The organism is Vibrio sp. 1CM23M (genome assembly GCF_023161755.1).
Taxonomy (GTDB): Bacteria; Pseudomonadota; Gammaproteobacteria; order Enterobacterales; family Vibrionaceae; genus Vibrio; species Vibrio coralliirubri.
The window spans coordinates 155,221-177,130 of record NZ_JALNTR010000008.1; the positions used below are offsets into that span (position 1 = coordinate 155,221).

The 21,910-nt window shown below is 39.5% G+C and carries 19 protein-coding genes; 16 read left to right on the top strand and 3 right to left on the bottom strand.

Annotated elements, in window-relative coordinates:
* Positions 1–6 precede the first annotated feature (6 nt).
* The 10 genes from MSG35_RS19755 to MSG35_RS19800 all read left to right on the top strand — a co-directional run bounded on the left by MSG35_RS19755 (position 7) and on the right by MSG35_RS19800 (position 10,316).
* Positions 7–552, top strand: a complete 546-nt coding sequence (locus MSG35_RS19755; protein WP_248384870.1) for a sugar transferase — start codon at positions 7–9, stop codon at positions 550–552.
* A gap of 217 nt (positions 553–769) precedes the next feature.
* Positions 770–1,861 carry a Wzz/FepE/Etk N-terminal domain-containing protein gene (locus tag MSG35_RS19760; protein ID WP_248384845.1) on the top strand — a complete coding sequence of 364 codons (1,092 nt, stop codon included), beginning with the start codon at positions 770–772 and terminating at the stop codon, positions 1,859–1,861.
* 38 nt (positions 1,862–1,899) lie between these two features.
* Entirely contained in the window at positions 1,900–3,405 is a 1,506-nt protein-coding gene (locus MSG35_RS19765; RefSeq protein ID WP_248384846.1) for an oligosaccharide flippase family protein, read from the top strand.
* The gene (locus tag MSG35_RS19770) at positions 3,405–4,319 is read left to right on the top strand and encodes a glycosyltransferase family 2 protein (protein WP_248384847.1); all 915 of its coding nucleotides are present in this window, start codon (positions 3,405–3,407) and stop codon (positions 4,317–4,319) included. The genes MSG35_RS19765 and MSG35_RS19770 overlap by 1 nt, the downstream gene beginning before the upstream one ends.
* Before the next feature lie 2 nt (positions 4,320–4,321).
* A complete protein-coding gene (locus tag MSG35_RS19775) occupies positions 4,322–5,311 on the top strand; it encodes a nitroreductase family protein (protein WP_248384848.1) in 990 nt (329 codons plus the stop codon).
* Positions 5,298–6,425 carry a polysaccharide pyruvyl transferase family protein gene (locus MSG35_RS19780; protein ID WP_248384849.1) on the top strand — a complete coding sequence of 376 codons (1,128 nt, stop codon included), beginning with the start codon at positions 5,298–5,300 and terminating at the stop codon, positions 6,423–6,425. Before MSG35_RS19775 ends, MSG35_RS19780 begins: the two co-directional genes overlap by 14 nt.
* Before the next feature lie 73 nt (positions 6,426–6,498).
* Complete coding sequence (locus tag MSG35_RS19785) at positions 6,499–7,674, top strand: hypothetical protein (protein WP_248384850.1); 1,176 nt, start codon at positions 6,499–6,501, stop codon at positions 7,672–7,674.
* Positions 7,664–8,635 (top strand): glycosyltransferase, encoded by a 972-nt coding sequence (locus tag MSG35_RS19790; protein WP_248384851.1) that lies wholly within the window; start codon positions 7,664–7,666, stop codon positions 8,633–8,635. The genes MSG35_RS19785 and MSG35_RS19790 overlap by 11 nt, the downstream gene beginning before the upstream one ends.
* A gap of 64 nt (positions 8,636–8,699) precedes the next feature.
* A complete protein-coding gene (locus tag MSG35_RS19795) occupies positions 8,700–9,563 on the top strand; it encodes a glycosyltransferase family 2 protein (RefSeq protein WP_248384852.1) in 864 nt (287 codons plus the stop codon).
* A 3-nt stretch (positions 9,564–9,566) separates the two neighbouring features.
* Positions 9,567–10,316: a glycosyltransferase family 2 protein gene (locus MSG35_RS19800; RefSeq protein ID WP_248384853.1), complete on the top strand. Its 750-nt coding sequence runs from the start codon at positions 9,567–9,569 to the stop codon at positions 10,314–10,316.
* 4 nt (positions 10,317–10,320) lie between these two features.
* Here the strand turns inward: MSG35_RS19800 and wecA are convergent, their stop codons facing one another.
* Positions 10,321–11,385, bottom strand: coding sequence for a UDP-N-acetylglucosamine--undecaprenyl-phosphate N-acetylglucosaminephosphotransferase (gene wecA, locus MSG35_RS19805; RefSeq protein ID WP_248384871.1), 1,065 nt, complete (start codon positions 11,383–11,385; stop codon positions 10,321–10,323).
* 1,367 nt (positions 11,386–12,752) lie between these two features.
* Here wecA and gpmM point away from each other — a divergent pair.
* Positions 12,753–14,285: a 2,3-bisphosphoglycerate-independent phosphoglycerate mutase gene (gene gpmM, locus MSG35_RS19810; RefSeq protein WP_248384854.1), complete on the top strand. Its 1,533-nt coding sequence runs from the start codon at positions 12,753–12,755 to the stop codon at positions 14,283–14,285.
* 458 nt (positions 14,286–14,743) lie between these two features.
* On the opposite strand, the gene MSG35_RS19815 is transcribed toward gpmM, so the two are convergent.
* Positions 14,744–15,226, bottom strand: a complete 483-nt coding sequence (locus MSG35_RS19815) for a methylated-DNA--[protein]-cysteine S-methyltransferase (protein ID WP_248384855.1) — start codon at positions 15,224–15,226, stop codon at positions 14,744–14,746.
* A 142-nt stretch (positions 15,227–15,368) separates the two neighbouring features.
* Complete coding sequence (locus MSG35_RS19820; RefSeq protein WP_248384856.1) at positions 15,369–16,712, bottom strand: MATE family efflux transporter; 1,344 nt, start codon at positions 16,710–16,712, stop codon at positions 15,369–15,371.
* A 39-nt stretch (positions 16,713–16,751) separates the two neighbouring features.
* Here MSG35_RS19820 and MSG35_RS19825 point away from each other — a divergent pair, with 39 nt between their 5' ends.
* From MSG35_RS19825 to MSG35_RS19845, 5 genes are all read left to right on the top strand, one after another.
* Positions 16,752–16,985, top strand: a complete 234-nt coding sequence (locus tag MSG35_RS19825; protein WP_248384857.1) for a hypothetical protein — start codon at positions 16,752–16,754, stop codon at positions 16,983–16,985.
* A 211-nt stretch (positions 16,986–17,196) separates the two neighbouring features.
* On the top strand, positions 17,197–17,487 hold the full coding sequence (locus MSG35_RS19830; protein ID WP_017061289.1) for a co-chaperone GroES: 291 nt from the start codon (positions 17,197–17,199) through the stop codon (positions 17,485–17,487).
* A gap of 193 nt (positions 17,488–17,680) precedes the next feature.
* Positions 17,681–19,327, top strand: a complete 1,647-nt coding sequence (gene groL, locus MSG35_RS19835; protein ID WP_048614073.1) for a chaperonin GroEL — start codon at positions 17,681–17,683, stop codon at positions 19,325–19,327.
* 273 nt (positions 19,328–19,600) lie between these two features.
* Entirely contained in the window at positions 19,601–20,158 is a 558-nt protein-coding gene (locus MSG35_RS19840; protein WP_048607780.1) for a hypothetical protein, read from the top strand.
* Positions 20,159–20,413: 255 nt separating this feature from the next.
* On the top strand, positions 20,414–21,892 hold the full coding sequence (locus tag MSG35_RS19845) for a sensor domain-containing diguanylate cyclase (protein ID WP_248384858.1): 1,479 nt from the start codon (positions 20,414–20,416) through the stop codon (positions 21,890–21,892).
* Positions 21,893–21,910: the final 18 nt, after the last annotated feature.

The following is a 21,910-nucleotide window of genomic DNA, read 5'->3' on the forward strand; positions in this document are numbered from 1 at the left end:
TTTAAGTTGATTCGTGTAATAGATTTTTTTGCTGCTCTCTTTGGTCTACTTCTTCTGTGGCCTGTTTTTATAGTGGTTTACTTGTTTGGTTATTTTGATACAGGTGCCCCGATATTTAGGCAAGTCCGCGTAGGAAGAAACCAAAAGCCGTTTACTTTAATAAAATTTCGTAGCATGCCGTTAAATACGAAATCTGTAGCAACTCACCTCGTTAGAGTTAGCTCTGTAACTAAATTCGGGGCTTTTATACGTACAACTAAACTTGATGAATTGCCTCAATTATGGAATGTACTAAAGGGTGATATGAGTCTAGTTGGCCCCCGTCCTTGTTTATTTAGTCAAAAAGAGTTGATTGATGAGAGGGTGTTTAAGGGGGTGTTTGATGCCCGACCTGGAATTACTGGATTAGCCCAAATAAATAACGTTGATATGTCAACGCCTAAAACACTTGCTAGACTGGATGAAAAAATGCTGGAAAACCTTAGTTTAAAAAACTATTTCTGCTTCATTTTTAGAACATTATCTGGCTCCGGGCGAGGGGACAACCTTTAACTTATCTACAATAACCAATTTTGAGTTGTCTTAAAGTCGACATAGCCCCGATTTGGTTGTGGTATTACCCCCATAATCTGCTCGAAGATTAAAGAGATATAGTTTATCATACCCATCTATTGGAAATGACATGCTTGGTTTCACAAACCTTGTCGTCGCTCAAAGGTCACAAGCGTTAGATTGATATCTGGTGCTGATGAGTCTGGAATAATTAAAAATGAAAGAAAGTAACACCCCAAAAGAAATTGACCCTATTGCACTAATTAATGCTCTGATATCTGGGAGGTGGTTGATACTACTTACGAGCTTAATTTTTGCTACAGGAGCAGCTCTATACTCAACCCAAATGGATGAGAGTTATTCAATTAAGGCAAATGTTAAACCAAATAACAATATTACATTAATTGATTGGATTTATTTTGTTCAGCAATATCAGCCAATATTTGATCGTTCTAATGTTAAGGGTGAGCCAGAAAATAATGAATTGATTAAATTCTCTCGTCCTTACCATTTATATGTTCGATTTTTAAATGCCTATAACGATAGAAAAAATAAGATGGATTTTTTTGAGGAGAATTACTTAATTTTCGATGAGGAAAATGATAAGTCTAATGAAGCCTCCGAAAAAAATAGGGACTTAATTGCAAGCCATTCGATAACTGAACTTAAAGCTAACCCTATTACAAAACATCTTATGGGGCCTCAAGAGCTAACATTTAAAAGCTCTTCTTCTGTAGTCGGTTCTAAGGTTCTCAAAGCCTACATCTCATTTGTTAATACTCGCGTTATTGAAGAGTTGCAAGCAGACTTTGCAACTTTGTTATCAACAAGAGGACTTCAACTTGTTAAAGAAAGAGAGCTTATGCTTGCTGAAGCACATAACCTACTCGAAATTGAAAAGCAAAGAACGCAATTCGCATTAGCTTTATCAAGAAATGCTCAAGTGATGGAACCTATGACTCTTAGTAAGGGAGATGCAGTATTTGGAGAGTTGCTTGGAGTCAATCTCCTTTCTGAAAAGGCTAAAATATTAAATAAATTCAAAGATTATCAATTATTTGAGCCAGAAATAGCAAAATTAGATTTATTAATCAATGAAGTGGATAAATATAAGCGCTTTGATGGCGGAGAATTTGACTTATACGATAACGAAAAAAATCATCTAACGATATCAAGTAATAAAACAGCGATGAGTTTGCTGATTGTATTGGGTGTTTTAGTAGGGTTTATATTGTCTGTTTTGTTTGTTGTATTTCGCTTTATCTTAAGAAGCAATGTTAACCCCCTATATGAAAGTTCAAGTGTCTAAATGTTTGAATCTTATAAGTGGCAAGGCGCTAATGACTCATGCGAACTAAAAACAGTATTATTAACATAATTGCTACATATGCAAACTTCTTTGTTGGTACGACTGCAAAATTAATATATAGATATTACTTCATTACAATTTTAGGTGTTGAATATTTAGGACTTAACGCTCTATATACTAATTTGATATTTTTACTATCTGCGGGTGAGATGGGAGTAGCACAAGCCATATCATTTAGCTTGTATAAGCCCTTATCTAAGGGTGATGATAATAAAATTGTCGAGATTGTTGCTTATTTAAGAAAAGTCTACTTTTTTATTGGTTTGGGAGTTTTATTTTTAGGTTTTTGCCTTTTGCCTGTATTACCATTTATATCAAATGAAGTTGACCATCTTTCAGGTGCTTATACTATATTTTTATTATTTGTTGTTAATGCTTCTTCAACCTATTTCTTCACACACAAAAGAATTTTTATTACCGCTTGCCAAAAAGGTTATAAAATTGCTCCTTACTTGATATTGTTCCAATTGATTGATTTGTCGTTAAAAATTTTATTATTGTATATTTTTGAAAGTTTTGAACTGATATTAGTTAGTCAATTATTTATTAAATGTGTTGAATGTTATGTGGTCAATAGATTTATTAGTGATGAATACCCTATTGTGAATACAGAATTAGGCACCCTAACCTCATTAAAAACGAAAAGACAAATAAAAAGTAATATCGTTTCCTTAATCTTTCACAAAACAGGGGATGTGATTTTAAATGGCACCGATAATATCATTGTTTCCAAATACCTGTCATTTGCTATGCTTGGTTTGTTTTCAAATTATATTCTCGTAATGCAAACATTGGTTTCTCTTTTGAGTCAGACTTTTAGTGCAGTGATCTCAAGTGTTGGAAATTTAATAGCAACAAAAGAGCAATCTCATGTTTTGCAAGTACTTAAAGCATTGGAGTTAGCTGGATTTGTTATATTTTCATTCTGCTCTATATACTTGTATTTATACACTGATTACTTTATAAGCCTTTGGCTTGGTCGAGAGTATGTTGTAGAGACTAATTTAGCATTATTACAAGCTATAAGTTTGTATTTATTTGGTATGAGGATTCCTATTAATACCGTTAAGTCTGCTGCTGGATTGTATGTACAAGATAAATACGCCCCTATTATTCAAAGTGTCATAAATTTAGTGATTTCTGTTTATTTAGTACAAGACTATGGTGTTGATGGTGTTATTATTGGAACTATTGTCTCTGGCATCCTTGTTCCACTTTGGGTTAGGCCTATGATTGTCTACCGGAACTTGCTAACCGACAAATCATTAATAAACTATTATTTGAGTATGGTCGGGTATACGGTTGTTTTTCTGTTAACGCTTTTATTCTCTTCATATGCTTTTTTTGAAATAAATTATATTGATAATAAGTTAATTAAAGGGGTGGTATTGTCTCCGATCATTGTTTTTATGCTGGTCATCCCTAACATTTTTCGAAAAGAAATTAAATTTATATACAGAAGAATTGCTAAAAGGTATTTATAATGAACACTCCATTGGTTTCGGTGATATCTCCTTGTTATAATGGGGAGAAGTATATCGGTAGGTTTTTGGAATCTATATTATATCAAGACTATGATAATATAGAGTTAATAGTGGTTGATGATGGTTCAACTGATAATACCCTGAATGAAATGTACAGTTACGAGCCGCTTTTTATTAAAAAAGGTTATAAATATACAATATTAAGCCAAAGGAATCAGGGGCAAGCCTCAGCTATTAACCTCGCTCTTCCGCTAGTTACTGGGGAGTATATTACTTGGCCGGACTCTGATGATATTCTTACCAAGTGTTCAATTTCAAGTAAAGTGAAATATTTAACGGAGCATGATACGCTAAATGTCGTGCGAAGTGACGTTGAATACATTAATGAGAATTCATCGCATCTCTATTATATATCCGATAAGTACAATTTAAGGGCTAAAAATATTTTTGAGGACTTGATTTTTGAAAATGAAGTGTATTTATGCCCAGGCGGTTATATGATTAGAACTAGTTGTTTTGATAAAGTAATTCGTAATCGCAGAATCATTAATTCTAAAGTTGGTCAAAATTGGCAAATTCTATTGCCTATTTGTAGAGATAATGACTGTGGTTATTTGGATAAGGTCACCTATCGATATGTAGTTAGAGAAGGTTCTCACTCTAGGAGTAGCGTGAGTTACTTTCAAAAACGTGTGAAATTTGAAGGTCATCAATCATTATTGTTAGAAATAATTAGAACGTTAGGTGCGGTAAATTATACTGATGCTATTCGACAGAAGTATGTGAAAAAATTCATCTACCTCGCTGTTGACTATGGTAATTTTCGCGAGGCTTTTACCATTCTTCGGAATAATTTCAGCTTCTATAATGTTATGTACATTGTTAAGGCTGCCTTAAACAGATATCGGAAATAGTTATGATTAGTTCCATAAAGCGCATATTAGGACCTTATAGAGAAAAACTTCGTGCTTGGCAGTGTGCAGTTTTTGATTTAAAAAGATTTGACAAGTTCTATTCTAGTAAATACGACTTGGATCTAAATCAAGATAACCTATCTGCTTGGATACTACAAGATAAGCATAGGGTTGAAAAGGCTCTGACATTACCAGAACCTAGATTGAACTTTGGTGAAGTTGCCATTACAAGGTTAATTGGGAATTTAAATTTGCTCCTTATGAGGCATGGTACAAATGAAGAATTCTTCTTTGGCATAGGAGCACTTAGAGCTTATAAAGAGTTTCACGAAAATAGTGGAGTTACGGTTCCTAGCTTCTTCAACGTTGGTGGTTTAGAACGTTACTTCTCGAGTAATGACAGTTCTCGAGTCGGTACGATAAATAGCTCTGATTTAAAGAAAGCACACAAGAACCATTATACAAAAGTTTTTAAAGAGTTCTGTTTAGAAAGGTATAGTTGCCGAAACTATAAACCAGATTTAATCAGTACGGAGGAGTTTGAAAAAGTGATGGAATTAGCGATTAAAGCACCATCAGTTTGTAACAGACAACATTGGAAAGTTCGTGTTTTTACTGGGGAAGAAAAGAATACCGTTCTCAAGTTTCAAAACGGTAATCTAGGTTTTACTGAAAACATACCACATGTTGCTTTAATCGTAAGTGACTTATCGGCCTTCTATAAGGCAAATGAAAGAAATCAGCCTTTTGTTGATGGTGGCATATTCGCGATGAACTTTATTTATGCATTACGTGCTTATGATATTAGTTCTTGTGCATTAAACTGGTGTAATGACGTTTCTGTCGACAAGATGTTTTATGAGCTGGACTATCTTAATGATTCTGAAACAGTTGTGTTAGCAATTGCGTTTGGTTACGAATCAGAAAAAGCTCGTTTGGCTAAGTCACCTAGAAAAAATGTTAAGGAGTTCTATTGCTATGAGGAAGCATAAGGTTGGTATACTCAATTTTCAGTATTCGACACATAATTATGGAGCTGTGCTGCAAGCAGCCGCTTTAGAGCATGTGATCAAAGATGATCTTAATATTTCTGCTGAGCATATTGACTATAAACCACTCCCACTCAACGAAACTTCACAACTTAGACAGTTAGTTGTAAAATTTTTAAGGTATTTAGGTGTAAGAAACCCTAAAAAAAGGCCAGATATTGAAAACGAAGCAGTTTTTGAAAGGTTTAGAAAAGATTTTATAAATCGAAGTCCACAGTCGATTACTGAGAAGAATCGTTTTATTGAACGATGTTCAGAGTACTCTCACGTAGTTGTTGGCAGTGACCAGGTATGGAGAACTAACTACACCAAGCAAAATGCTGATGTATTTTTCTTGCCTTTTAAAGGGCCCCAAAAGGTGTCTTACGCTGCAAGTTTCGGTGTCGATCTATGGGAAGAAAGTAAGTACTTCCAAAATGCAGATTTTATAAAGTGGATTAACGATTTTGACAATGTTTCTGTACGAGAATCTGCAGGTGTAGATATTTGCAAAAAGCACCTAAGTTTTAAAGGTGCTGTACACGTACTCGATCCTACTTTATTGGCTGGAAGGGCTTTTTTTGAATCCATACTTGACTACTATATGATGCTCTCTCCTGAAGGAGAAAGCCAATCGTCTAAAGTTGCTTACTACAAGCTTGATGTCGATCGTTCATTTAGTGACGCTGCATCCCATTTAGCTTCAAAACTTAATACAGACGCTGAAAATTTTTATTACAAATATAACGACCACGGATATGAATATTTTTCAGTACCGGAGTGGCTCAATAAGATTAAGATAAGCAAAGTTATCTTAACCGACTCATACCACTGTATCTGCTTGGCTATATTGTTCAATAAAGAATTCGTGTGTGTATCTAACGCTTCACGAGGTGTCAGTCGCCTAGAAAGCTTATTGGGAGAATTGGGTCTAGAAAGTAGACTCGTCTCCTCTCCTAGCCAAATCTCAGAAGCATTGATTACTCCTATCGACTATACCAGCGTTGAACGAAAGCTTGATGAACTTAGGGTAGACTCTAAAACATTCCTTAAGGTTGCTCTTAATGCGCAGAGTTAATCATATATTTTGTGTCTTAGTATTATTTCTATTCTTGTATACATTTAGAGTGCCTATTTTAGGAAGTTCAGCAGTGATCGCTATAGCTATCTCTCTGGTTTATATTTTATTGGTAAATAAAATAAATGTTCTTTTAAAAATAGTATTCCATAAGAATACTATTTTTTACGTCAGTTTGGTTTCTTTGCCTTTTTTATATTATCTACTTATCACTGTTTACTTTGGTGAAATGGACTTTACTTATTTAACTCAGTATAAGCGATTGCTCTTCTACTTTGGGGGGGCTGCGATAGTCTCCGTTTTTATTGCAAGTTTGATTGATTTCGATAATTATCAACTGGTTAAGCTATTTAGAGCAGTTGTAGTAATTCAACTTGTAATTATGTTAGCTGCATTTTTCTTTCCTGCTTTTAGGGACGTTATTGCATTGACCAAGCCTGACCACCTGGTGGCTGTCGCGAGCAGTTATGGCGGTGGTGGCGTTCGAGGGTTATCTCTTTCTGGACCGCAGTTCTTTGGGTTATCAGTTATATTGTCATTTATACTATTCTTATTGGTTTTAGAAGAGTACAACACTAAAAATAGAAGCTATATCTATGTGTTATACGCAATGATGTTGTTGTTTTTCATGTCGGCAGGACGGGTTGTTTTGGTGGCAGGGTTTGTGTTTTTTGTCTATTTAATATTTCAAAATAGTAGAAAATCTTATTATTTAGTCTTACGTCTATTGGTTCTTTTTATTATCGCAATTACAATCATGATTACGATGTATTTTTATATATTTCCCGAATCTATAAAACTTAGAGTTGATAATTTCACCAGATTTTCTTTTGAATTCATTTACAATTACATTGATAATGGAAAGTTGGAAACATCATCAACAAACCACTTATTTACGATGTACTTCCCTATCTCTTTAGAAACGTTTTTGTTCGGTGACGGTAGATACTCAGATCCAACTACTCGGTATTATATGGATACGGATAGTGGTTATATGCGACAGGTATTGGCTTCCGGGTTTATGAGCTTTTTCGTGTTTTTCTTTTCTACCATTTATATGCTCTATTATTGTGTTAGAGATATAAGTATGAGGAATTCAGATGGTTTTATTGGAATAATGTTGTCATCAGTTTTACTCCTTGCTATTTTTCATTACAAAGGCGAAGTCTTTGGTTACTTTCTAAATTTACATATGATTCTTTGGGTTTTTTATTTCGTATATAGGTGTAAAAAAGAAAATGAGTATTAGTGTTGTTATCCCTGCATATAACTCTGGGGAATATATTGTTGAGGCTTTGGAGTCTGTAATACAACACAACAAGTGTGATCTTGAAGTTATCATCGTAGATGACGGATCTTCAGACGATACAAGTTCGCTGGTTAATGCCTATGCGAAAAAAGATAAGAGGGTGAGGTATGTATATCAAGAAAATCAAGGGCAATCGGTAGCTAGAAATATAGGTAAAGCTCTCGCTTCTAAGGATTATGTCCTTTTTATGGATAGTGATGACACTCATGTAATTGGGTCTTTAGATCGTCTTTATGAAACCGTGGTAACCGACCACTTGGATGGTTTGTTTTTTGAAGCGAAAAATGTAGATGAAATGGATGGCAATTTCGAGATAAAGTTTGATTACTCTCGTCCAACTAAAAAACTAGACAGGATAAGATCTGGTAGAGACTTATTTGTAAGCTTTATCTCAGAAAATACGTTAACTGTTTCGCCGTGCTTGTATTTAGTTAGAAATCACATTGTTAAAACTATTGACTTTTTTCCTGGCATACACCACGAAGATAACTTATTTACTTTTGAGCTTCTTATGTCAAAGAAACTAAAGAGGTGTAAAGTGATTAATGATGTTTTATATAATCGCCGAATACGTTATGGTTCTATTATGACTGGTAAAAAAACAACAAAGCATGTAGATGGATATAAACAAGTTTTTCTGAAAGTTAATGAAATCCTTGAGACCCATCATAAAGGGCAATTTAGTGAGGAACTTCTTGTATGTATACATAAATTTAAGGCTCGTATGCTTTCTAGAATACCAATTGCTTTAATGGAGTCAGGAAATCTATATACACGAAAAGGTATGAAAATAAGAGTATTTCTTTTGAAAAATACCATATACAGCGCCAGTTATTTGTCATACAAACAGTTGTTGTCACTGTTTATACCAGATATTAACCTCGTAAGAAATATTTATTAGGGTGGTTTTCATAAGCGGCATGCGATTTTTATTTAGCGTTTTAATTCGATAGGTTATTCTAATTTTGAAGAAAATTTCTATAATTATACCAACGTATAACTCTAGTGAGTATATAAAATGTCTTCTTGATAGTATTCCGATTAGTAACAACGAAGTTATTATAGTGGATGACTACTCCCAAGATTTGATGGAGTTAAGAAGAATTGCAACGTCTCATCCGAACGTTCGAGTTTTGTCAAACGATAGAAAAAAAGGAGCTGGTTCATGTAGAAATATAGGTGTTCACCATGCTCAAGGTGATTTTTTAGTATTTGCCGATTCAGACGATTATTTTTCAAGTAACATCGTTAAAGTTTTTAGTAATATAGAGAGTTTCATCCCTAAGGGTTGTGATGTAGCTTATTTTAAACCATCTTCAGTATCATCGAATAATGATGTGTCTAATAGGCATAAAACTTATGAGGCTTTAGTTGACTTACACATTAAGAATGATGTCGACTACGTTAGATACTGGTTTCATGTTCCCTGGTCAAAAATTATTCGTCGTGATTTTGTTGTAAAAAATAAGCTGAAATTTTCAGAAACACTAGTATCAAATGATGTAATTTTTTCACTGTCTGTTGGAATTAAGGCTCGGAATATTATATGCCACTCCTTAGCTATCTATACAGTTGTCGAAAGAAGTGGATCTTTGACTCAAGTAGTAGGGTTTGATGTGTTAAGTACAAGGCTTAGTATACTAAGAGAATATAATTCGATTCTTAATGCAAATGGTTTGGCAAGGTTTTCTATTCCTGAGTTTATATATTTGATTAAGATGTTTAGATTAAACCCGAAAAAAACATTTAAATTAATGTTAGAGTCAAAAAATTTTCTCCCTAACTTTACCTATTTTAAATCTAGACTATTAATTAAATCGAGGATGTAATTTATGCTTGTTTCAATTATCACAGCAACATTCAACTCTAGCCATCTAATAAAAGAAACATATGAATGTCTTAATAAACAGTCTTATTCTAATTGGGAGTGGCTAGTAACCGATGACTGCTCAAGTGATAATACTCTTGAGCTAATAAAAAACATATCTAAAGTAGACCATAGAGTTAAAGTGTTTAGTAATTTAGTTAACTCTGGAGCTGCTGTTAGTAGAAATAAGTCATTAGCTAATGCTAGCGGAGATTTTATTGCTTTTATTGATAGTGATGATATTTGGGCGCCAACTAAATTAGAACAGCAAATTGGTTTTATGGAAAGTAATCATTTGGACTTCACATTTACTGCTTATGAATTAATTGACAGCCAAGGTTACAAATTAGGTGTATCCGTAGATGCAAATCAAAAGGGGTCCTTTACCTATGAAGATATGCTTAAAAAAAAGGCTACGCTTGGTTGCTCAACCGTAATGCTTCGCGCAAGCAGATTCTCCGATATATCAATGCCATTACTTCGCACAGGGCAAGATTACGCTACTTGGTTAAAGTTGCTTAAAACAGGTACAAACGCATATATTTTCGACAAGGTATTAACGCAGTATCGAATTTTACCCAACTCAATTTCTAGAAATAAAATTAGGAAGTCAATGAGGCAATGGCAGATCTATAGAAATATCGAAAAACTTTCATTAATTAAGAGTGCTTATTGTTTTTATTTTTATGCATATAGAGCTGTATTTAGGAAGTAATAGCTTATTGTCTATCGTATATTTTTCTTATCTTTGACGTTATTCTCCATATGTTACTTAAAAGTAATAAATAAATTAAGAAGCAAATAAGAAAGCTATACAACATTATGTACTCGGGGATTCCTATCATCTCTCCGTATATTCCTATCCCTGCACAAATCGCAGCAATTGTGCTAATTGTGATTAAAGTTTGAACAGAGGTTAACCCAAGACGTTGAAATATATGATGTAAATGCTCTCTATCTGGCTTAAATGGGGAGCTCCCGCGTCTTATACGTCGAATCATTATTGCAGCCATATCCATAAGAGGGATAGCTATTAGCCATAGTGCAGTTACAGGTCGTAATGGAGGAGCACTGCCATTTTGACTTGAAAGAAGCAACAACCAAATAACGGTAAAACCGATGAGCATACTGCCAGCGTCGCCCATAAACACTTTTCTTGTTCGTCCAAATACCCCTAGATTTAACAGAATATATGGGACGATAACCACCACAAGAACAAGGCAAATATAAGCTAAGTTATGCTGCCCATCATAGTTGAGCATGATGCCAAGCCCACTAAAAGTCACAATAGACAACCCACCTAAAAGTCCATCGATGCCATCAACCATATTAAATGCATTAATAGCTCCGACGACTGCTAGAATGGTTACAACATACCCAAGCCACCCTAGTGTTACAACTTCGCCTGTGCCCAAGATATCACCAATGGTATTGAGCTCAATCCCCCCGATCACCATCATTGCTACAGATAACCCCGCTTGAATAGCAAAGCGAAGTTTGAAACTTAAATCAAACTTATCGTCTAAGGCTCCTACTCCCACGAGAATAAAAATACATGCGACATAAAGTGGTGTTTGGGGCAGGATATTAGGATTATTCAGAAGAAAGTAAAAAATCGAAATACAAATTGATATACCACCGACTAACGGAACTGAATCATTATGAAGCTTACGTGCGTTAGGTTTGTCGACTAAGCCGATTTTCTTGGCAAATTTACGCATGATAAAAATCGTGGCGAGCGAGAAAAAGAAAAGGGATGAGAGGTCTAGAAAGGGAATGAGCACAATTAAGCCTAAGAACATACGTTTGTGCTGATTTTAGTCGATTTAAGTTCGATATAAAAGAGTTACGTAATATTGCTGTGAAATTGCTCTCTTAAGTGTACGTACTTTCGGCTCTATATGGTGATGATTTTTAGAAATGGTGCCCCATATATGAATTGGTATCCATTCAGGTTGTTCAAATATTGAACAGCTTGGTTCTTTAGGAAGCAGCCCTCTGGGCAACTATTAAAGATAGTTAATTCTTTAGTTCATACTTGCTTATTATAGAATCTTTTCGAACACCATCAATTCCTGCGACTATTAGAATCAAAATTCACTACAAGTTATCATACCATCGTTCGTTATTGAGTAATGACTGTGAATTCGATTGACGTACCACGGACTAAACTCGGATACATCATGTTCGTTATTGTGTATAAATGGTATTTTTCCATAATAATGGTGTGAATTTTCGAAGGTTAGGAGTGATAATAACTGGGGTAGTAAAAGGCTCAAAGTCATTGTAATTTGATTACTCATGACTGGTTTCGCGCTAACTTTTCAAATATTAGAGTAAGTTTAATAAGGTCCAAGTGTCTAAAACTTTGGAGGGGGCATAAGTTGCAAGCCCCTCTAATTGTTGATGCTGATACGGGAGTGTCAATCGTTCCAAAGTCCTTTTTTGTTTAATAAAGATATCTAGCTCAGATGTTTGTGGGCGTCGAACACGCCAAACTTAGCCAACGCGTTCCAGCTAAAGTGAGCATCCTCTTCTATAGCGGAACGATATACGCAATAAAGATGTCTTCAACGCCACGTTGACAGGACTCAATTAGAGCACCAATTCAAGATTTAGCACCCATATTTGTGAACCGCGATACGAGGCAGGGTGAGGTCTTCGCACTGTACAGCTTAGCCCAGCTCACCGAAAGTTCGTTGCTAGGTATAGTCACCCATAGATATAATAAATTGTGATTGGTTCTTTTTGACTAGCTTGGAGTCAAACGAGGCAAGGCTATAGCGAAGGTTATCGAGTTCAAACTTTCATCTTCAATTTTTGCTTTTTCCATTGCGGCTATTATTTGACTTAGAAGGTTGGTATTTTTTGTAGGTAAGACGCTCACCCCTTTCCGAATAGAGTATGACCTCAATTGTGGTTTTATTTAACATTAGGCTTTATTAGTTTAGCTGAAGGGTGGGCCTTTGGCTGCTTCCTTGGCGAAAGCTGCAAGTTCTTTTGTTAATAAACTTACAATTCTCAATTCCTCCGCTGACGTTGAATCCTTAGATTTCTTGATCTTCCACTACAGTTTTGACTGTAAACTGTAGTAAAATTACGCTAATTTGTTTTTATACCGATTTATTTTGAATTGAACGAGGTCAGTCCTATGTCAGCTAAGAAGCCAATGGCTCTAGTGATCCTTGACGGTTACGGTTACCGTGAAGACAACCAAGACAACGCTATCGCGAACGCTAATACTCCAGTATTAGACGGTCTTATTGCTAACCAACCTAACACGCTAATCTCGGCTTCTGGCTTAGATGTAGGCCTACCTGATGGCCAAATGGGTAACTCTGAAGTGGGTCACACCAACATTGGTGCGGGTCGCGTTGTATACCAAGATCTTACTCGTATCACTAAATCAATTTCAGACGGTGAGTTCGGCCAAACTGAAACGCTAGTGAACGCTATCGATAAAGCGGTTAAAGCCGAGAAAGCGGTTCACATCATGGGTCTTATGTCACCAGGTGGTGTTCACTCTCATGAAGATCACATCTACGCAGCCGTTGAAATGGCAGCAGAGCGTGGCGCAGAGAAAATCTACCTACACGCATTCCTAGATGGCCGTGACACGCCGCCACGTAGCGCAGAAAACACACTGGCACGTTTCCAAGAACTGTTCGCTAAGCTAGGCAAAGGCCGTGTTGCTTCGCTTATTGGTCGTTACTACGCAATGGACCGTGATAACAACTGGGATCGCGTTCAAGAATCGTACGACCTGCTGACTCAAGCAAAAGCAGAGTTCACATTCGACACAGCTGTAGCTGGCCTAGAAGCGGCTTACGCTCGTGACGAAAACGATGAGTTCGTTAAAGCGACTGAAATCAAAGCAGAAGGCGAAGAGTCTGCCGCTATCGTAGATGGCGATGCAGTTATCTTCATGAACTACCGTGCCGACCGTGCTCGTGAAATTACACGTGCATTCGTGCCTGATTTCGATGGTTTTGCTCGTGACGTTTTCCCAGCGATCGATTTCGTGATGCTGACTCAATACGCAGCAGACATTCCACTGCTATGTGCATTCCCTCCGGCTTCTCTAGAGAACACCTACGGCGAATGGCTATCGAAAGAAGGCAAAACGCAGCTACGTATCTCTGAAACAGAGAAATACGCGCACGTGACGTTCTTCTTCAACGGCGGTAAAGAAGACGAGTTTGAAGGCGAAGAGCGTCAGCTTGTTGCTTCTCCAAAAGTAGCAACGTACGACCTGCAGCCAGAAATGAGCGCACCAGAGCTTACTGAAAAGCTTGTTGCAGCAATCAAAGGCGGCAAATACGACGCTATCGTTTGTAACTTCCCTAACTGTGACATGGTTGGTCACACTGGCGTTTACGATGCAGCAGTTAAAGCGGTAGAGTCGCTAGACGAATGTCTTGGCAAAGTGGTTGAAGCAATCAAAGAAGCCGATGGCCAACTGCTAATCACAGCGGACCACGGTAACGCGGAAATGATGGTAAACCCAGAAACGGGCGGCATCCACACAGCGCACACTAACCTACCTGTTCCACTTATCTACGTGGGCAGCAAAGACGTTGAGTTCAAAGAGGGCGGTAAACTGTCTGACCTAGCACCAACGATGCTTTCTCTGTCTGGTGTTGATATCCCAGCAGAAATGTCAGGTGAAGTGATCGTTAAGTAATAGTTTGGCTCAGCGGTTCACGTTGAGCTTTAACGATTCTGAAAGTCCGCACTTCAAAGTGCGGGCTTTTTTTATAGATGCGAGTAAACGGGATTCGAAGAGCTTAAGGGCTGATGCATGATACGAGTAAGCGGGTCACTTACAGAATGAGAGCTGTTATATATATTCGCATCTCGTTACTCTCATCTGCTCTAGACTGTCATTCCAGAATTGAGGAACGAAATATCTGGAATCTCATGCCACGTATTACTTGTCATATTCGGTGTTCAACATAAAGAGAGATTCCCTATCACGCTCGTACCTCGCTGTAGGGAATGACGTAATGATAAGAGGTACGAGTAGCGATAAGCAATAAAGCCAAAAGCAGAAAGAGAATTCCTTCTTTGCTTTTCGTATCTCGCAACTCGTTTACTCGTATCTATGTCATATGCTTTTCGTATCTCGCATCCCGTATACTCTCATCTTGCTTTTAGAACCGAACGCTCGAAATCCAACAACCACTCTTTGCGGCTCATGCCGCCAGTGTAACCCGTTAATGTACCGTTCGCCCCAATCACTCGATGGCAGGGAACAACAATACTAAATGGGTTCTTGCCATTCGCACCACCCACTGCTCTTACGGCTTTTGGATTGTCCATTCTCTTTGCTTGCTCACCGTAACTGATGGTTTCGCCATAAGGAATGGTCGTTAAAGCCTGCCAAGCGGCTTTTTGAAAGTCCGTGCCTTTTATCGCTCTTAATGGCAAATCGAATTCTGTTCGTTGACCTGCGAAATACTCATCTAACTGTTTCGTCGCCAGTTGGCAAAGCTCATCTGGATTGCTAGTAATGAGTTCTTCGTGATTTATATGGTCAATTTCAATAATCGACACACCATTACTCACAATGATCATCTTGCCAATCGGTGCGTCATAAAGCATTTTGTAAATGGTGTCTTCCATGTCATCTTCCTTCTTCTAGTCTCTTTCTGCTCTCAAGCTCTTCGATACTCGGTTACCCGAATCTCTCATCTGCCTTTTTAGGCTTTTCGCATCTCGGTTACCCGAATCTCTCATCTGCCTTTTTAGGCTTTTCGCATCTCGGTTACTCGAATCCCGTATCTGCTTTAGCCCTTACACGAAGTGCAAAGCAATACCCTGAAATACCGCCGACAATGTTCCCCAAGGCTAAGCCTATAAACAGCCCTTCGACACCATCAATTTGGCTACCTATCCAAGCGAATGGCAAGGTAAAGACAAACAAACGCATGAAGCTCCATTGAAAGGCTTTGAGTGGTTGATGCATGGCATTCATCCCGCTGATCAGCATCATCACAATGCCTTGGAATCCATAGCTAAAGGGAACGACTAACAGGTAATGCCACAATATGCCTCGGACGGATTCTTCTTGAGAGAACAGGGCAGCCAAAGGAATGCTCAACGGCACCATCATTAAGAAAATCAAACCTTGGAACATCACAGCAAAACGCATACTCAGAAACAGTGCCTTAAAGCTGCGTTGAGGGTTGTTTGCGCCAAAGTTCTGCGCCATGAAAGGCGTAAGGGCAGAGGTCAGAGACATCAACACGATGATCAAAATCGATTCAATACGCTGGGCAGCTCCGTAAGCCGCCACGGCTTCGGTTCCTTGTTTAGCCAACATCATCATGATAATGGCGCCAGCAAGTGGATTGAGGGCATTGGAAAGGGCGGCGGGTGTGCCAATGGTTAAGATCTGTCGCCAGTCATCAATGATGATTTTTAGCTTAGGCGGAGCAAGTAGCTTTTCTCGTATGGTTAACACATACAGTGAGCCACACAACGCACCAAACCAACTGAATCCGCTAGCAATGGCTGCACCTTGAATCCCTAGCTCAGGAAAAGGCCCGTAACCGAAGATCAGCAGTGGATCGAGAATGCCGTTAATCAGGCCTGCCAGCATCATGATCTTGGCGGGTGTTTTGGTATCGCCACTCGCTCGTATTGCGCTGTTGCCTGCCATTGGAATAACAAGTAGTGGAATGGCTAAATACCAGACTGTCATGTATTCGGATATCAGTGGCAGTAACTCAGGTTCTGCCCCCAATATGGCGAACATGGGTTCAAGCGTTACAAGCCCCAGAGTTGATGCAAAACCAACAAGCAACACCGCAAGTAATAAACCGTGACAAGTAAAGCGAGCCGCATTTTGTGCGCAGCCTTGACCAAGCAAGCGTCCAATACAGGTCGAAAGGCCTATGCCAATCCCCATAGTGATGCAGTTAATCGCAAAGGTGACAGGGAAGGTAAAGCTCACCGCAGCAAGAGCTTGTGTGCCCAGCAATGAGATAAAGAAGGTATCGACCAGGTTAAACATCAAGATCGCCACCATACCGAATATGGTCGGTATGGTCATGGTACGCAATGTACTCTCAATTGGGGCAGTTAATAGCCCGTGCTTATCTTGCATGTAAAGCGCCGATAGAATCTAAAAGCGTAGGATAAACAGATGCGGGCGGGAAGGGAAGAAAAGCAGATGCGAGTAAACGAGATTCGGGATGCGAAGAGCTTGAATAGCAGATACAAAGAATTAGATGAGGGTAACGAGATTCGAGATGCGAAAAGCAAAAACAAAGAAGGTGATTCTCTTGTCTTCCGCTCTTCGTTACTCGCTTACCCGCATCCCGCAACTGCTCTTAAGTTCTTCGCTACTCGTTTACCCGCATCCCGCAACTGCTCTTAAGTTCTTCGCTACTCGTTTACCCGTATCTCGCATCTGCTCTTATCTTTAAGCTCTTCGCATCTCGTTTACTCGCATCCCGAATCTGCTCTTTCGATCACAATTTTTCCCTTTCACCCCTTGGGATCTTTTACTTCGCCCCAACATACTCTTTAACCCCATGCCAATCGTGGCAACTATCAAATTAAATGGAAATTATCAGGAGATCTGACCGATGAATATCCGTCCTCTACACGACCGAGTTATCGTTGAGCGCCAAGAAGTTGAATCTAAATCTGCTGGTGGCATCGTTCTAACTGGTTCTGCCGCTGAAAAATCAACTCGCGGTACAATTCTAGCTGTTGGCAAAGGCCGCATTCTAGAAAACGGTTCAGTACAACCATTGGACGTTAAAGTTGGCGACACTGTTATCTTTGCTGAAGGCTACGGCACTAAGTCTGAAAAAATCGACGGCAAAGAAGTTCTGATCATGTCTGAAAACGACATCATGGCGATCGTTGAGTAATCTACACTCCGACCATAATCAGATAGCTTTCATTTTCGATAGAACCTAAACGTCATTCCCTACAGCGAGGTACGAGCGAGATAGGGAATCTGAAACGGCTAATGATGAAGAGAATACTGAATTTTCTCATTGTTACTCCTCAGAATGATGAAGATGAAAGCCAACAACAAACAAGAATTTAAAGGAAATAAAGATGGCTGCTAAAGACGTTAAATTTGGTAACGACGCACGTATTAAAATGCTAGAAGGTGTAAACGTTCTGGCTGACGCAGTAAAAGTAACGCTAGGTCCTAAAGGCCGTAACGTTGTTCTAGACAAATCATTTGGCGCACCAACGATCACTAAAGATGGTGTTTCAGTTGCACGTGAAATCGAACTTGAAGACAAGTTCCAAAACATGGGCGCACAAATGGTTAAAGAAGTGGCTTCGCAAGCGAATGACGCAGCGGGCGACGGTACGACTACAGCAACAGTTCTTGCTCAAGCAATCATCACTGAAGGCTTAAAAGCCGTTGCTGCTGGCATGAATCCAATGGATCTTAAGCGCGGTATCGACAAAGCGGTTATCGCTGCAGTTGAAGAGCTAAAAGGCCTTTCTGTTCCATGCGCAGATACAAAAGCTATCGCGCAAGTAGGTACTATCTCTGCAAACTCTGACGCGACAGTAGGTAACATCATTGCTGAAGCGATGGAAAAAGTAGGCCGTGATGGTGTAATCACCGTTGAAGAAGGTCAGGCTCTACAAGACGAGCTAGACGTAGTTGAAGGTATGCAGTTCGACCGCGGTTACCTATCTCCTTACTTCATCAACAACCAAGAAGCGGGTTCTGTTGATCTAGAAAGCCCATTCATCCTTCTTATCGACAAGAAAGTTTCAAACATCCGTGAACTTCTTCCGACTTTAGAAGCGGTTGCTAAGGCATCTCGTCCACTTCTAATCATCGCTGAAGATGTAGAAGGCGAAGCGCTAGCGACTCTAGTTGTGAACAACATGCGTGGCATCGTGAAAGTAGCTGCTGTTAAAGCACCTGGTTTCGGTGATCGTCGTAAAGCAATGCTTCAAGACATCGCTATCCTAACGGGCGGTACGGTTATCTCTGAAGAGATCGGTTTAGACCTTGAGAAAGTAACGCTAGAAGATCTAGGTCAAGCTAAGCGCGTAACCATTACTAAAGAAAACTCAACCATCATCGATGGTGCGGGTGAAGAGACAATGATCCAAGGTCGTGTTTCTCAAATCCGTCAACAAATCGAAGATGCAACGTCTGACTACGACAAAGAGAAACTTCAAGAGCGCGTAGCTAAGCTAGCTGGCGGTGTTGCAGTAATCAAAGTTGGCGCTGCGACTGAAGTTGAAATGAAAGAGAAGAAAGACCGCGTTGAAGATGCACTTCACGCAACTCGCGCGGCAGTTGAAGAAGGTGTGGTTGCTGGTGGTGGTGTTGCACTTATCCGCGCGGCGTCTAAAGTTGCTGGCCTTGAAGGCGACAACGAAGAGCAAAACGTAGGTATCCGTGTTGCACTACGTGCAATGGAAGCGCCTATCCGTCAAATCACGAAGAACGCAGGTGATGAAGAGTCTGTTGTTGCTAACAATGTTCGTGCTGGCGAAGGTAACTACGGTTACAACGCGGCGACTGGTGAATACGGCGACATGATTGCTATGGGTATCCTAGATCCAACTAAAGTGACTCGTTCTGCACTTCAGTTCGCAGCATCGGTTGCTGGTCTTATGATCACGACAGAAGCGATGATCACAGACAAACCGCAAGATGCGTCTGCTGCTATGCCTGATATGGGTGGCATGGGCGGTATGGGTGGCATGGGCGGCATGATGTAATCATCCCCCTTTCTCGTAACAGAGAGAGCCATACATAAGCTTTAGAAAACGGAGACCTCGGTCTCCGTTTTTGTTTTTCGCATCTCGTATATTCGAATCCCGCATCTGCTTTATCTCTGCTCTTAACCATTGCTCTTTATGATTTAGCGGCTTATATTCAACAGTACAGTTATGACATTGATTTAACATGGATAGCTGTTTAATAAAGGACAATAAATGCTTGATTGAAAATGGATTAATCAAGTCAACAATAAGTCAGTGGAGACTCCCCCAATGAAAAAACTACTTTCAGTACTTGCTGTGTCTGCAGCAGTAATGGCACCGGCGGCATTTGCTTCTTCGCCTGTTATGTTTTCAACGATCAATGGCTTCAACGCACCTGACTCAGATGCTGTTGGCGGTGTGCGCTTGGCTTTACTTCACGGACAAGTGAACGACCTTAAAGGTCTTGATCTTGCTGTTGTTGGTATGTCTGAGACGCAAACGACCACAGGTGTGAACCTGGGTATTTTTGGTGCATCAAAAGTGAACCAAGAAATGACCGGTGCATCTCTAGGTTTCTTCAACTGGAACACGGGTAAAACAACGGGTGTTAACCTTGGTGCTGTGAACATTACTAATGATGTGAAAGGCGCGAACGTGAGTTTTGTAAACTACTCAGAAGGTAACACTATGGTTGATGTTGGCGCTGCGAACCTTTCAGAAGTGTCTACGGTTCAGGTTGGTATCTTCAACAAAACCAACAAAATCGAAGGCGTACAAGTTGGTCTGATCAACTGTGCTGATAACGGTTTCTTCCCGTGCTTCCCGATTGTAAACTTTGCTAAATAACGCTGTCGTTTAGCCTTTGGTTCTACGGTTGGCGAGCAACGTTCAGTTAATGCATTAGCTTTTAGTTACGCATACGCGATTAAAGACTAAGCCTATCAACGCCTAAACCCTTGTTTGGGCGTTATTACATTCAATTCTACTTCCACGATAAACTTCTCAAATTACCCAATAAGCATGTTGTTTTATATTTGTTGTTGCGATGTTTGAATTTATGGGTACAATGTGCGATAAATTCCCAATGATGATTTATATGCTTTGATTAACCACCATACCGTCGATTTTAAAAAGGCTTTCTTAGGCCTGACCGCCAGTTTTTTAGTAGTTTTGAGCTTGTTGCTCGTTGATTCAGCGGAAGAATCAGATAAACAGTATGGAATGGAAAACCAAGGCGTGACACGCTCTTTAGCGGAGCTCACACAGATCATAAATGCGCTTGAGTACAACATCACTGCGCTTTATCCACTGCATGGGGATACCTACGTATTCTCGCATGACAAAAAGATCGAGGGTGAGACGTGTTACTTCACCAGTGAGGAGCAACATGCCCCTCGTTTTGATTTTATGTTCTCTGGCCCTCGCGAGATGTGCAACCCGAAATCGGACCTTTATACCGAAGCGGGTAAGCGCCTGTTCATCGCGCCGACCATGGCTTATTTTGCCAATACCATCGATACCATTTCTGCGATTTACTTCATTTCAAAAGAGAAATTCATTATCTCTTCGCCTTCTGATTTTGCCAGTTACATCAAGGGCGACACCTTTGATTCGGTTGTGAATAGCAGGCCTTATTGGGTGAATACGATTCGCTTTGGCTTAGCTCAAGGGCAAGACCAAGTGGTGTATACCGGCCAATATGATGACTACCTGACAGGTCAGAAAGTGGTGACCTTAACCAAAGGAATCTACGTTAATGGTGAGTTTAAAGGGGTGTTGGGTGTCGATGGCTATGTCTCTAACCTAGTCTCAAACCCTACCCATGGCTATAAAGTCACCAGTACTCGAGGCGCAAACAAATACGGTTTTATGGATTTTACTTATTCTAAGCCTCTGTATGTTGATGACATTGACACCCAGTTATATCTGAGTATTGAAGAAGATAAGAGCGAGCACTTTCTGCATATCTTGGAAATGGAGAAGATTCAGCTTTCAATACTGTTGGTTTTGTATCTGCTCTCGGTTTTATGGCTATGGCGCTTCTATACAAGACAAGAGCACCAGCGTTTAAATGAGCTAGCAATGCGCGACCCATTAACCGGCTTGCTGAATCGACGTGGTTTTGAGGCTCGATTACTGGCGCAAGATGAAGAGCCGATTATTGGTGTTGGCGTGTTTGATATCGATGATTTCAAAGTCGTTAATGATCAGCATGGCCATAAAGTGGGGGACGAGGTGATTTGCCATGTTGCTCGGTTGATGCTGAACAGCGTTAGACAGCAAGATATCGTGGCTCGATTTGGTGGCGAAGAGTTTGTTGTCGCGATTACGGGTGAATCGTCTGAGTTGCTTTCATCGATCTTTGAGCGAATTCAAAACGACATTAGCCTACAGAGTTATCGATGCCCTACGGGTGACAAGATTAGTATCTCAGTGTCTGGTGGCGCGACGCTTTACTCTTTGTATAAGTTCGACAGCGTAGGGCACTTGTGGGAAAACCAAAGCATTCGTTCCTCGGATGAGCAGCTTTATAAGGCAAAGGCTGCAGGTAAGAATCAGGTGTGTATTCAAGTGTATTAATGAGTCGGATACACAAAG